The sequence below is a fragment of the Branchiibius cervicis genome, assembly GCF_042661605.1.
GTDB classification, from domain to species: Bacteria; Actinomycetota; Actinomycetes; order Actinomycetales; family Dermatophilaceae; genus Branchiibius; species Branchiibius cervicis.
On the sequence record NZ_JBHSWJ010000002.1, the window covers coordinates 2313354 to 2326073 of the forward strand.

9 protein-coding genes and 2 pseudogenes are annotated in these 12720 nt (G+C 66.4%); 5 read left to right on the forward strand and 6 right to left on the reverse strand.

The genetic code is table 11. The features are described from left to right. Positions 1 to 17 precede the first annotated feature (17 nt). A complete protein-coding gene (locus ACFQBT_RS12145; RefSeq protein WP_377822997.1) occupies positions 18 to 860 on the reverse strand; it encodes a GNAT family N-acetyltransferase in 843 nt (280 codons plus the stop codon). Positions 861 to 921: 61 nt separating this feature from the next. Here ACFQBT_RS12145 and ACFQBT_RS12150 point away from each other — a divergent pair, with 61 nt between their 5' ends. Then, a complete protein-coding gene (locus ACFQBT_RS12150; protein WP_377822999.1) occupies positions 922 to 1473 on the forward strand; it encodes a DUF402 domain-containing protein in 552 nt (183 codons plus the stop codon). A 52-nt stretch (positions 1474 to 1525) separates the two neighbouring features. Next, a complete protein-coding gene (locus ACFQBT_RS12155) occupies positions 1526 to 2071 on the forward strand; it encodes a DUF402 domain-containing protein (RefSeq protein WP_377823001.1) in 546 nt (181 codons plus the stop codon). Here ACFQBT_RS12155 and ispG read toward each other — a convergent pair. From ispG to dxr, 3 genes and pseudogenes are all read right to left on the reverse strand, one after another. Further along, positions 2064 to 3217: pseudogene (ispG, locus tag ACFQBT_RS12160) on the reverse strand (flavodoxin-dependent (E)-4-hydroxy-3-methylbut-2-enyl-diphosphate synthase). The gene ACFQBT_RS12155 and the pseudogene ispG overlap by 8 nt on opposite strands. 31 nt (positions 3218 to 3248) lie before the next feature. Further along, entirely contained in the window at positions 3249 to 4541 is a 1293-nt protein-coding gene (locus tag ACFQBT_RS12165; RefSeq protein ID WP_377823003.1) for a M50 family metallopeptidase, read from the reverse strand. Positions 4542 to 4558: 17 nt separating this feature from the next. Beyond that, the gene (gene dxr, locus ACFQBT_RS12170; protein WP_377823005.1) at positions 4559 to 5752 is read right to left on the reverse strand and encodes a 1-deoxy-D-xylulose-5-phosphate reductoisomerase; all 1194 of its coding nucleotides are present in this window, start codon (positions 5750 to 5752) and stop codon (positions 4559 to 4561) included. Positions 5753 to 5799: 47 nt separating this feature from the next. Here dxr and ACFQBT_RS12175 point away from each other — a divergent pair, with 47 nt between their 5' ends. From ACFQBT_RS12175 to ACFQBT_RS12185, 3 genes are all read left to right on the forward strand, one after another. Next, a complete protein-coding gene (locus tag ACFQBT_RS12175) occupies positions 5800 to 6309 on the forward strand; it encodes a hypothetical protein (RefSeq protein WP_377823007.1) in 510 nt (169 codons plus the stop codon). 249 nt (positions 6310 to 6558) lie between these two features. Next, positions 6559 to 8637, forward strand: a complete 2079-nt coding sequence (locus tag ACFQBT_RS12180) for an MMPL family transporter (RefSeq protein ID WP_377823009.1) — start codon at positions 6559 to 6561, stop codon at positions 8635 to 8637. A 124-nt stretch (positions 8638 to 8761) separates the two neighbouring features. Then, positions 8762 to 9130 (forward strand): hypothetical protein, encoded by a 369-nt coding sequence (locus ACFQBT_RS12185; RefSeq protein ID WP_377823011.1) that lies wholly within the window; start codon positions 8762 to 8764, stop codon positions 9128 to 9130. Here the strand turns inward: ACFQBT_RS12185 and ACFQBT_RS12190 are convergent. Beyond that, positions 9119 to 10816 carry an AMP-binding protein gene (locus tag ACFQBT_RS12190; protein WP_377823013.1) on the reverse strand — a complete coding sequence of 566 codons (1698 nt, stop codon included), beginning with the start codon at positions 10814 to 10816 and terminating at the stop codon, positions 9119 to 9121. The two genes, ACFQBT_RS12185 and ACFQBT_RS12190, sit on opposite strands and share 12 nt — an antisense overlap. 54 nt (positions 10817 to 10870) lie before the next feature. After that, positions 10871 to 12645, reverse strand: a pseudogene (locus ACFQBT_RS12195) (oleate hydratase). Positions 12646 to 12720 lie beyond the last annotated feature (75 nt).

The window sequence follows — 12720 nt, forward strand, 5'->3', positions numbered from 1 at the left end:
CCCCGCCGCGATCCGGCTCAGAGGATGACGGTCGCGAACTCGCCGACCTGCCGGAACCCCACGGAGGTGTAGGTGCGCACGGCCGGTTCGTTGAAGTCGTTCACATAGAGGGTCACGGTGTGCGCGAAGAAGTCCAGCACCTGCTGGACGACGGCGTTCATCGCGGGGATCGCGATCCCCTGGCCGCGGCGATCCGGTGCGACCCACACGCCTTGGATCTGCGCGACCCCGCTGGCCACCGACCCGACGTCGGCCTTGAAGACCACCCGGCCGCGCTCGACCAGGACGAACGTCTGACCCGCGCCGATCAACGCGCTCACCAAGCGCCGGTAGTCCCGGTCGGACCCGACGTACGGCCGGTAGCCGATCTCTTCGGTGAACATGTGGGCCGAGGCCGGCAATACCAGATCGACCTCGTCGGGTCGGGCCGGGCGGACCCGCGGGTCGACCTCGCGCCCGGACGCCAGCGGCGCGGTGCTGACCGCCATCATCGGCTGGCGACGGCGCAGGGACCTCGGCGGACCCCAATGCCGCTCGAGGCGGTCCCACAAACCGAGCACTTGATACGCATCGCCGAAGAGCGAGGAAGTGCGTCGCTGATGACGGCGCAAGCGCTCGGCATAGGCATCCAGAGCGTCTTCGTCGGCGTTGACCGGGACGACGTTGGCCGACATCCAGCACAACGAGCGCAACCCGTCCGGATCGTCGACGCCCAACGCGGACGAGGTGGCGTAGGGCCCACCCTCGGTCAATCGAGCGGCCACGAAAACGTTCGTCAGCGGATCCAGGTCGCACACGTCGAGGGCAGCACCGTAGTCGTCACGACCGAGCACCCTCGCTCCGTGCATGATCCGCAACACCCTTCAAGAGTGCCTGCCCTACGACGAACTCGGGTGCGAAACGCCCAAGTAAGTTGCTGCTGTGCCCGTCGACCCCGCCGCGTTTCCTGTCGGGACTCCCGTGCATCTGGACTTCCGCAAATGGGACGATCGCGAGCACTGGCAATCGGACGGGTTGTTGCTGGGCGACGACGGGTACGGCGTGTGGCTGGGTTTCCCGCGCGGCTCACGCACTTACCGGCCTGGTCATTCCTTCGAACTGACGCGCGATTACGTCATCCTGGTGCCCCGCGAGCTCGGCTGGAGTGCGATGCTCTTCGATGAAGCGCTGGCCGAACAACCGATGATCTACATCGACCTCGCGTCCACCACGACCTGGACGACGACCGACACCGGCCTGCTCGCGACGCTGATCGACCTCGATCTGGATGTCGTCGAAGAAAGCGGCGGCCGGTTGTTCATCGACGACGAGGACGAATTTCTCGAACATCAACAGCTCTTCGGCTACCCGTCGGAGGTCATCGCCCGGGTGCGCGCCGACGCCGACGCCCTGCTGGAAGAGGTGCGCGCGCACCACCCTCCGTTCGATGAGGGCACCGTCCGGCCGTGGTTGCAGACGCTGCGAAGTCTCTGAACCACGGGAGTTTCAACACCATTCTGCGAGAGCGGGTTGGTTAGCTAGTCGGATGCACGTCACGCAGAGTCCCGGGACACCGGTGCACGTCAACTTCACCAAGTGGGACGGCCGCGAGCACTGGCAGTCCGACGGTCTCCTGCTGGGCACAGACGAGTACGGCGTGTGGGTGGGCTTCTCGGCGGACACCGAGTTCTACCGGCCGGGCCGGCGGGTGACCGCCAAACGCGATCACACCCTGCTCTTCCCGCGGGACGAGGGCTGGGTGGGGCGGCTGTACGACACCGGCCCGGAGGGATTGATCCGGTACTACATCGACCTGTCGACGGTGCCGGCGTGGGCTGCGACCGACTCGGGTCTCACGGTCTCAATGATCGATCTCGACCTGGACGTCGTCGAGCGGGGCGGGCAGGCGCCGTACATCGATGACGAGGACGAGTTCCTCGAACACCAGGTGCTCTTCGGCTACCCGGACGAAGTGGTTGCTCAGGTCCGCAAGGACGCGGACGGCCTGCTCGCCGACGTCAAGGCGGCGCGAGCGCCCTTCCGGGAGGACGTCGTACGCCGATGGCTCGAGGTGTTGCGCGACCTCAGCTGATCGTGACGGCCGGAGCCGACCCTTCGACCGGGTCCATCTCCTCGGCGATCCGCATCGCTTCCTCGATCAGGGTCTCCACGATCTGCGACTCGGGCACGGTCTTGATGACCTCACCCTTGACGAAGATCTGGCCCTTGCCGTTGCCGGAGGCCACTCCGAGGTCGGCCTCGCGGGCCTCCCCGGCCCGTTCACAACGCAGCCCATGACGGCAACGCGAAGCGGCACTTCCATCCCCTCCAGGCCCTTGGTCACCTGCTCGGCCAGCGTGTAGACATCGACCTGGGCTCGGCCGCACGACGGACAGGAGACGATCTCCAGCTTGCGGGGCTTGAGGTTCAGACTCTGCAGAATCTGGTTGCCGACCTTGATCTCCTCGACCGGCGGCGCCGACAGCGAGACCCGGATGGTGTCGCCGATCCCGCGCGACAGCAGGGCGCCGAAGGCCACCGATGACTTGATGGTGCCCTGGAACGCCGGCCCGGCCTCGGTCACGCCGAGGTGCAGCGGCCAGTCGCCCCGTTGCGCGAGCTGTTCGTACGCGCGGACCATGACGACCGGGTCATTGTGCTTCACCGAGATCTTGAAGTCGTGGAAGTCGTGCTCCTCGAAGAGGCTGGCTTCCCAGACCGCGGACTCGACCAGCGCCTCGGCGGTGGGCTTGCCGTACTTCTCCAGCAGCCGCTTGTCCAACGACCCGGCGTTGACCCCGATCCGTAGGGAGACGCCGGCGTCCTTGGCCGCCTTGGCGATCTCCTTGACCTGGTCGTCGAACTTGCGGATGTTGCCCGGGTTGACGCGGACCGCCGCGCACCCGGCGTCGATGGCCGCGAAGACGTACTTGGGCTGGAAGTGGATGTCGGCGATGACCGGGATCTGGCTCTTCCGCGCGATCATCGGCAACGCGTCGGCGTCGTCCTGGCTCGGGCAGGCCACCCGCACGATGTCGCAGCCGGCGGCGGTCAGCTCCGCGATCTGCTGCAACGTGGCGTTGATATCCGTCGTCGGCGTCGTCGTCATCGACTGAACCGAGATGGGGGCGTCACCGCCGACCTCGACCTTGCCGACCCGGATCTTGCGGGACTTGCGACGGGGCGCGATGACGGGCGGGGCTTCTTTGACCAAGGGCATGCCGAGCGAAACACTCATGCCACCCAGTATCCCCCAGCGGCGAACCGGCTCAGAACTTCACCGGGTTGACGATGTCGGCGTACATCAGCAGGGCCGACATGCCGATCAGGACCAGCGCCACGGCGTACGCCACGGGCAGCCCCTTGGCGACGTCGACGTAGACCTCGCCGGTCTGCCCGCGCAGCCGGGCGATGCGGCGCTTGACGCCCTCCCAGAGCGCGCCGGCGATGTGGCCGCCGTCCAGCGGTAGCAGCGGCACCAGGTTGAAGACGAACAGCGCCAGGTTCAGCCCCGCCAGCAGGCTCAGCAGCATCACCACCTTGTCCAGCAGCGCCACGTGGGAGTCACCGGCCACGTCGCCGCCCAGGCGCCCGACGCCTACCACCGAGACCGGCGAGTCCTGGTCACGCTGCTGCCCGCTGAAGGCGGCCTGGAAGACTCCCGCCATCTTCTGCGGCAGCTTCAGGAAGACGCTCGCCGTTTGCTTCAGCCCGTTGCCGATGACCCCGGGCACCTCGCTGACCGGCTGCCGCACGTACACGTGGGTGGACGCCAGGCTCGCCCCGACCATGCCGGTCTTCTCGGTCACCGCCTTGCCGTTGGCGTCAGTGACGGGGTTCCCGTCCGCATCCAGTTTGGCCAGGGTGCCTTCCTGCGGCGTGACGTTGAGAGTGACTTCCTGACCATCCCGACGTACGACGATCGGCACCGTCTCGCCCGCATGCGGGCGGATCTGCTGGGTCACCTGGGTGGGCGTCGTGACGGCAACACCGTTCACCGATACGACCTTGTCGCCGTCCTTCAGCCCGGCCTTGGCGGCCGGACTGCACGCATTGCTCGTGCACGGCGCGATCGTGCCCAGCACGGTCCCGGTGATTTTCGGGGTGCCGATGCCCACCAGGATGATCAGCATCAGCACCGAGGCGATGACCAGATTCATGAACGGCCCGCCGAACATCACGGTGACCTTCTGCCAGGTCTTCAGCCGGTAGAAGGCACGCTGGTCGTCGGCTTCGCTCACCTCCGCCTGGGCTTCGTCGCGCATCTGGTCGACCAGTTGGCTGAACCGCCCGGTCGAGGCGTTCGCGGCACGGTGGCCCGGCTTCGGCGGGAACATCCCGATCATCCGGATGTAACCGCCCAGTGGGATGGCCTTGATGCCGTACTCGGTCTCACCCCGCGTCCGTGACCACACCGTCGGCCCGAACCCGACCATGTACTGCGTCACCTTGACGCCGAATTTCTTGGCCGGCACCAGGTGGCCGATCTCGTGCAGCGCGATGGACAACGCCACCCCGAGCGCGATGAGTAGGACGCCGACGACGAACAGCACGTCCGGCATCCTCGCACGCGGATCTGTCAGTCCTCCAACACTTCGTGTGCACGCGCCCGCGCCCAGTCTTCGGCGGCGAGCACGGTGTCCAGATCCAGCTGGGCGTCCGGGGTGTGTTCGTCGACCACCCGCTGCACCGTCGGGACTATGTCGGTGAAGGCGATCTGCCCGGCGTGGAATGCTTCGACACACTCCTCGTTGGCCGCGTTGTAGGCCGCCGGGAAGGTCCTACCAGCCTCCCCCACCTGCCGGGCCAGCGCCACCGCGGGGAACGCCTCGTTGTCCAGCGGTTCGAAATCCCAACTGCGCGCCTGCGTCCAGTCGATCGGCGCCTCGGCGTCGGGCACCCGGTGCGGCCAGTCCAGTCCCAGCGAGATCGGCACCAGCATGCTCGGCGGCCCGCACTGGGCCATCGTCGAGCCGTCGACGAATTCGACCATCGAGTGGATGTACTGCTGCGGGTGGACGACCACCTCGATCTGATCGAACGGCACATCGAAGAGCAGATGCGCCTCGATGACCTCCAGGCCCTTGTTGACCAAGGTGGCCGAGTTGGTGGTGATGACCTTGCCCATCGCGAAGTTCGGGTGGGCCAGCGCCTGGGCCGGGGTCACGTCACGCAGTTGCTCGGCCGACCACCCACGGAACGGGCCGCCGCTCGCGGTGACGACCAATCGGCGTACCTCATCGCGTGTGCCCGCCATCAGGCACTGGGCGATCGCGCTGTGCTCACTGTCCACGGGCACCAACTGGCCCGGTTTCACCTGCTCCTTGACCAGGGGGCCGCCGACGATCAAGGACTCCTTGTTGGCGAGCGCGAGGGTCGAACCCGCCTGCAGCGCAGCGAGAGTCGGGCGCAAGCCAATGGATCCGGTGATGCCGTTCAGCACGACATCCGCCCCCGATTGCGCCACCTGCACGCTGGCGTCGGGTCCGCTGACGACCTGCGGCAGGTACGCCGATCGCCCGGCTTCCCGCGCCAGCTCACCGATCCGCGCGGCCAGCTCGCGCTCGTCCCCGGCGGCGACACCCACCAACTCCGCTTGTAGCTGAACCGCCTGCCGCGCCACGAGATCGAGATCCCGGCCACCCGCGCTGATCGCGATCACCCGAAACCGGTCCGGGTTCGCCGTGATGATGTCGATGGCCTGCGTACCGATCGAACCGGTCGAACCGAGTAACGCGACAGTGCGCTGACCCCGGTGTTGCTCGTCGCTCACCGGGTAATTGTGTCGCAACAGGAGTGACGGCCTGACACCCTGGTCTGGTGGAGGAGCGGGTCGGCTATGTGATCGAGGACGATGGGTGGGATCAGGAGCGTGGGCTGCACACCAGCTATCAACTGCTCGACCTGCTCGCCGAACACATCGTCGCGGGAGAGGTCGAGCTCGAGTGGTACACGAGTGACGATTGGCCCGCGGCGGTGAGAGCCGCGGCCGACCGGCTGGCGCGGCGGGTCGCGCCCCATCGGAACATAGATGAGGACCTGTGTGTCATCGCAGAACTCGATGAATCCACGAAGTCCGACTGTCTGTTGGTAGCGCCGTTCGCCCACGACGCGTCGTTCACCCGCGCCGGAGGATGGCGGGATCGGGACATCGCCTATTTCCACGACGAGAACTACAGCCGCATCTTCTGGTTGACCGAATCCGAACTGCCCGCCGCCGCCGCCATCGTCGGCCCGGACAACCTCCTGACCCTGGAGGAATACCACCGACGCCGGCGTGCCGGATCCCTGATCGGCCGGTTGCGAAACCATCTGACCCGAAAGGGCTGAGGTGCCATTCGCGTTGCTGTGCCCGCGAGGAGAAGACCACGAGTGATGCGCCGCCGCCAGCGACCTCGTTCGGACCGAGTTGCTCCGGACTGTACGGCGGTACGCCCCCACCCGACTCCACGTCGCCCGCGATGTGCTCGCGCGCCTTATGCTGCGCAGGCCCACCGCGAGGACCTTCGATACCGCGGGTTTGCTTGAGCCCCTCACACCGCGGAGCCTGGACGTCCAGGGTTTTGACAGGATGAGGCCATGACCCACGCGCCGAGCAGCCGAACGTCCCGCAAACGCTGGCTCATCCCGGCCCTGGTGTTGCTCGCCTGGCTGGTGGTCGGATCATTCACCGGTCCGTACGCCGGCAAGCTCTCCTCGGTGTCCACCAACGACAACACCGCCTTCCTGCCGGCCTCCGCCGAGTCGACGAAGGCACAGAAGGAGTTGGAGAAGTTCCAGGACACCACCGAGGTGCCGGCGGTTGTCATCGCGGTGCGCGACGGTGGCCTCAGCCAATCCGACAGTGCGTGGCTGGCGAAGCAAACCGGCCAGTTCGCCGGTGAGTCCGGCTTCGGGCAGCAGATCTCGCCACCGATCCCGAGTGAGGACAAGAAGGCCGCTCAGGTCTTCGTCCCGATCTCCACTGCGGGTGAACCCGCAGACACGGTCGCCACCTTGCGCGACGCCCTGCGCGGTCCGCCCGACGGACTCACCGTGAAAGTCACCGGCCCGGCCGGTCAGATCGCTGACCTCAGCGTGGCCTTCAAAGGAATCGACGGCTTGCTACTGCTGGTGGCCGGCGGGGTGGTCATCCTCATCCTGATCGTGGTCTACCGCAGCCCGATCCTGCCCTTTGTCGTGCTGATCTCGGCGGTCTTTGCACTCGGATTGGCCTCTGGCGCAGTCTATTTCCTGACCAAACAGGGCATCCTCGACCTCAACGGCCAGAGCCAGGGAATCCTGTTCATCCTGGTCTTCGGCGCCGCCACCGACTACGCACTGCTGCTGGTGTCCCGGTTCCGCGAGGAGTTGATCCACACCGAGGACAAGGTCGCCGCACTGCGGTCCGCCTACCGGGCCACCATCGAACCGGTCGCTGCCTCCGCCGCGACCGTCATCCTCGGCGTCCTGTGCCTTCTGCTGTCCGATCTGAACTCCAACCGCAGCCTGGGTCCGGTCGCAGCGATCGGCATCGTCGCCTCGTTCCTGGCCTCTATGACCTTCCTGCCCGCTGCCCTGGCCCTGCTCGGCCGCAAGGCCTTCTGGCCGTTCGAACCCCGGGTCACCGACGACCTGTCCGACGGCCAGGGTCACAGGTTCTGGTCCCGGATCGCGCACTGGGTGGCGAGCAAACCACGCAAGATCTGGATCGCCACCGCACTGGTCCTGCTGGCGGCCGCTGCCTTCGCGCCGACCTTCAAAGCCGACGGCATCGCCACGACCGACTACTTCATCGGCACTGTGGACTCCGTGGAAGGCGCCAAGCTGCAGGGCCAGCACTTCGATGCGGGAAGCGGCTCCCCGACCTGGGTCATCACCTCGCAGCAGAGCGCCGAAAAGGTTGTCGCGGCAGCGAAGTCGACCGACGGTGTCGCCTCCGCCCAGGTGCTCGATGCCGACGGTCAACCGGTGGTGAAAGGCGGCCGCGTAGCCGTCCAAGTGGTGCTGAAGGACAACGCCGAGTCCCTCCCCGCCCAGGACACGGTCGAAAAGCTACGAGCCGCCGTGCACGCCGTACCCGACTCGCAGGCCGTCGTCGGAGGCACCACGGCGACCGACCTCGACACCCGCACGACCTCGATCCACGACCGCAACCTGATCATCCCGGTGGTCCTGGTCGTCGTCCTGATCGTGCTGATGCTGCTGTTGCGCAGCATTGTGGCTCCCGTCCTGCTGCTGGGCACGACGGTGCTGTCTTTCGCCGCGACGCTGGGGGTTTCGGCGCTGCTCTTCAACGGTCCGTTCGGATTCGCCGGTGCCGACCCGGTGGTCCCGCTGTTTGCGTTCGTCTTCCTGGTGGCCCTGGGCATCGACTACAACATCTTCCTGATGACCCGGGCGCGGGAGGAGTCGATGGAGCACGGCACCCGTGAGGGAATCGTGCGAGCGTTGACCTCCACCGGCGGCGTGATCACCTCAGCCGGTGTTGTCCTCGCGGCCACCTTCGCGGCGCTGGCGGTCATCCCGCTGCTCTTCCTGGTGCAGGTGGCCTTCCTGGTCGCCTTCGGCGTCCTGGTCGACACCCTCATCGTCCGGACCCTGCTGGTGCCGGCGTTGACGATCGACATCGGGCCCAGGACCTGGTGGCCGAGCGCGCTCTCCCGCCGCCAGGAGTAGCCGATCCGCCGGCACCGCGGCGACGAATCACCTCCCGACCGGTCCACCCGGACTGGCAGCACGGGAGGCGCAACACATGGATCACTTGCTCGGACGACCGCTTCGGGTTCCCTACCGATGGATCATGATTGCGGCGGCCGTGGTCGCCGCAATCGCACATCTGCCGGTGATCGCTCCGCACCTTGAAGAGGCGCCGTACATGGGTGTTCTGTTCATCGTGTTGACGCTGGCCTGCCTCACCCTGGCCGCGGCCATGGCCGTCCACGACTCCGCTGTCGTGTACGCGCTGTCCGTCCTCACCTGCGGCCTTGCCGTTATCGGCTATGCGGCTACGCGCTTGATCGCCTTCCCGATGCTTGCCGATGACGTGGGCAACTGGTTGGAGCCGCTCGGCGTGGTGTCCATCGTGTCCGAATCGATCGTCGTGATCGGTGCCCTGAGTGCGCTGGCACGACGACGAGCAGTCCCGGCGGGAGCCGGCTCAGGAAGCTGAGTGGTGCTTCAGGACGTCGTCACGCACCAACCGGCGTTGGACCTTGCCGATCATCGAGCGCGGCAGTTCCTCGACCACGTGCAGATGCCGCGGCACGGCGTACTTCGCCAGGCGCTGCGAGGCGTGGGCGCGGACCTGTTCCAGTGTCGGCGCCACTCCGCCGCACACCACCACCGCCACGACCTGCTCGTCGCCACCGTCGCCGCGGGGCACGCCCACCACGGCGACGTCGTCGATACCGGGTAGCTCACGAAGGTAGTCCTCGACCACCGTCGGGAACACCTTGAAACCGCCGACGATGATGATCTCCTTGGTGCGGTCGACCAGCACCGCAAAACCGTCGCGATCGACTTCGACGACGTCGCCGGTGCGCAGCCACCCGTCAGGGGAGAGCACATTGGCCGTCTCCTCCGGCCGATCGACGTATCCGGAGAACACCTGGGGACCACGCACGAGAAGCTCGCCGCGCGCGATGCCGCCTTCGTCCAGCGTTACTTCGACCGTGTGGTCATCCGGGTCCACCACTCGAATCTGCGTGTTGGGGAAGGGTATTCCCAAAGCGCCGCGGCGGCGCTTGTCCGAAGCAGGGTTGCCCAGAGCGATCGGCGAGGTCTCCGTCGAACCGTATCCCTCGATGAGCAGACCGCCGGTCGCCCTCTCCCAGCGATCCGCGGTCGCGGCATCCAGCGGCATGGCACCGCAGAACGCCTGTTTGATCGAGTGCAGGTCGACGTCCCCCGCAGCATCCAGGATGCGGCTGAACATTGGCGCGACCGCCGGCATGAAGGTGTACGACGCGCGCTTCTGGCCCGCGATGACGGCGGGCGGATCGAAGTTGGGGAACGCGACGAGCGTCGCGCCGATCACGGGGGGCAGCACGAGACAGAAGATCATGCCGAACGCGTGGAAGAACGGCAGGACACCACAGACCACCTCAGCGCCCGGCCGGAAGCCTGCCCACGCCGTACCCTGTGTCGCGTTGGCCACCAGGTTGCGGTGGCTGATGCTCGCGCCCTTGGGCACCCCGGTCGTCCCGCCCGTGAAGAGCACCAACGCCTCATCGGTGGGTACTCGCTCGACGTCGACGGAGGCGCCGGGATCGGTGCTCAGCAGCTCAACCCAGTCCTGCGCACCTGTCGTCGACCCACCGGTCAGTGCGTCCCGTTTGGCGCGGGCCGCCTTCACCGGCAAACGGAGCAGCCACTGCATCTTGCGCGGCAGATCGCGGGCGACGTCCACCGAGACGATGTGCTGCAGGTCGGTGCCCTGCGCGGCTTCCTGGACGTCGGCGACCCGATTGCGCCACACCAGTGCCACCCGCGGCTTGGTCAGCGCGAACTGGTCGTGCAGCTCGGCCGTCGTGTACGTCGGGTTGTGCTCGACTACCACTGCGCCACAACGCATCACGGCGTAGAACGCCACGACGTGAGCCGTGCAGTTGGGCATGACCAGTGATACCCGGGTCCCGCCGACCACCCCGAGGTTCCGGAGACCAGCAGCCGCCCGATCGACGAGCCCGTCCAGTTCGCGGTACGTCGTGCGGGCGCTGAAGAAGTCGACGGCCACCCGGTCCGGCCACTGATGGGCAGCGTGTCGCAACACGCCGTCCAGCAGGGTCGGTGGAATCTCGACGTCAGCCGGGACGCCCTCTGAGTAGCTGCTCAGCCACGGTCGATCATCGAACACGACCCCACCGTAGGACGCATGGCCCGCTGATGCCGACCCGGGCCGGACGATCTGTCAGACCAGTCCGGCGTTCTTGAGCAACTCCTCGACGTAGGTGCCTTTGACCTTGTGCATGGCGGCAGCGCCCACGACCCGCTCCATCAAGGGCAGCTTCACGTCAGCCAGCTTCTTGCGGTCGTTGAGGTAGTACAGCGCGTTGAGCAGGACCCGCACGTCGTACTGCGACCCGAAGACCTCCGGGACACCGCGGTCGACGTTGAAGATGGTGTACACCGCCTCCATCGCTGTACGCACCGAGTACTCCGTCGTGAACACCGTGTCGATGGGGGTCTCGGCGAAGTTGCCGATGAAGGCCAGGTTCACCGAGCCCTCAGGCACCACCAGCGGCCGGTCCCCGCAGCGCGCGGCATGAAGTAGGAGGTGATGTACGGCATGTGGCACGGCACCGTGCTGGCGCTGTTGTGGGCGAGATCGTCGATCTGATCCTCCGGGACGCCCAGGTGATAGAGGAACTCGGCACACATCTCGGCGCCGGTGCACTCCGGCAGGGTCTTCTTGACGTAGTTGCCGGGCCGGTCGGAGAACAGCCCGTAGAGCCAGACCACGAGATCCTTCTGCGGGTCCTGGGCCTGGAAGTGCGGTTGCCGGCTCATGCTGAGGCCGTAGAGCCAGTTGGAATCCTTGAAGCTGATCGGGCCGCCGGACACGATGTGCCCGTTGCGCGGGTCGCGGCCGGTGAGCTTCTCGATGTAGGGCCAGATCTTGTCATCGGTGAGAGTCACCGTTGCGGACATCACCCAGTTGTCGGAGGGGATGTTCTCGCAGAACTTCTCGGGGTGTCCCAAGGAGGCATCCTGTGCGGCAAGGTTCTTCCACAGTTTCCAGGCACCGCCGTGGTCGGTCTCGATCGGCGCCGGAGTGTCGTTGTCGCCGTAGGTGCTGCTCTCGGTGATCGAGCCGTTGGTCACGAAGACGATGTCCTCCGGGCCCAGGTCGATGCTCTTGCTCTCGCCACCGGTGGTCATGCTCATCTTGGTCGCCAGGATCTTGTCACCGCTGGCGTCCAGGTCGATGCTGTCGACCTGGGTGTCGTACTGGAACGTCACGCCCTGATCGGTCAGGTAGGCCACCAGCGGCTGGATCAACGACTCGTACTGGTTGTAGCGGGTGAACCGCAGGGAGGTCAGGTCCGGAAGCGTCGCGACGTGGTGCACGAAGCGCAGGGTGTAGCGACGCATCTCCATGGCACTGGCCCACGGTTCGAAGGCGAACATCGTGGCCCAGTAGAGCCAGAAGTTGGACTCGAAGAATTCCTCGGTGAAGACCTCGTCGATGCGCTTGTCGTCCAGTTGGGACTCCGGGGTCAGCGCCAGGTCGATCAGTTCCTGCACCGCCTTCGGGGTCAGCGTCAGGTCCTTGAGGTGATCGATCGGCTCACCGCGGTTCTGGGTAGCGCGCCGAGGGTTGCTACTGGGGTCCCACTTGTGGATCTCATACATCTCATCCAGCACCGAACCGCCGGGAGTGGTCAGCGACGGCACCGACCGGAACAGGTCCCACAGGGTCTCGAAGTGGACCTCCATCTCCCGACCACCGCGGATGATGAAACCCTTGTGTTCATCGAGGATTCCGTCCATGCTGCCGCCGGGCAGGGCAAGTTCTTCAAAGATGGTGATTCGGTCACCGGGCAGTTGTGCATCGCGCACGAGGAAGGTCGCCCCGGCCAGCGACGCCAGCCCCGATCCGACGAAATACGCCTTCTTGTTCTCGTTGCCCTCTGGTTTCGGAGCTTTCGCGAACGCTTCGAAGTTGCCATTGCTGCGGTACATCGTCGATCCTCCCGATTGGCTGTCGACGGCGTCGTCACCGCCACCGCCAGCCTGTCCCGGATCCGGATCCACCAC

What these genes read in the sequence shown, in the direction of transcription:
- ACFQBT_RS12180 (WP_377823009.1), top strand. Translation starts at nt 6,559, where the DNA reads ATGACCCACGCGCCGAGCAGCCGAACGTCCCGCAAACGCTGGCTCATC.
- ACFQBT_RS12185 (WP_377823011.1), top strand. Translation starts at nt 8,762, where the DNA reads ATGATTGCGGCGGCCGTGGTCGCCGCAATCGCACATCTGCCGGTGATC.
- ACFQBT_RS12155 (WP_377823001.1), top strand. Translation starts at nt 1,526, where the DNA reads ATGCACGTCACGCAGAGTCCCGGGACACCGGTGCACGTCAACTTCACC.
- ACFQBT_RS12165 (WP_377823003.1), bottom strand. Translation starts at nt 4,541, where the DNA reads ATGCCGGACGTGCTGTTCGTCGTCGGCGTCCTACTCATCGCGCTCGGG.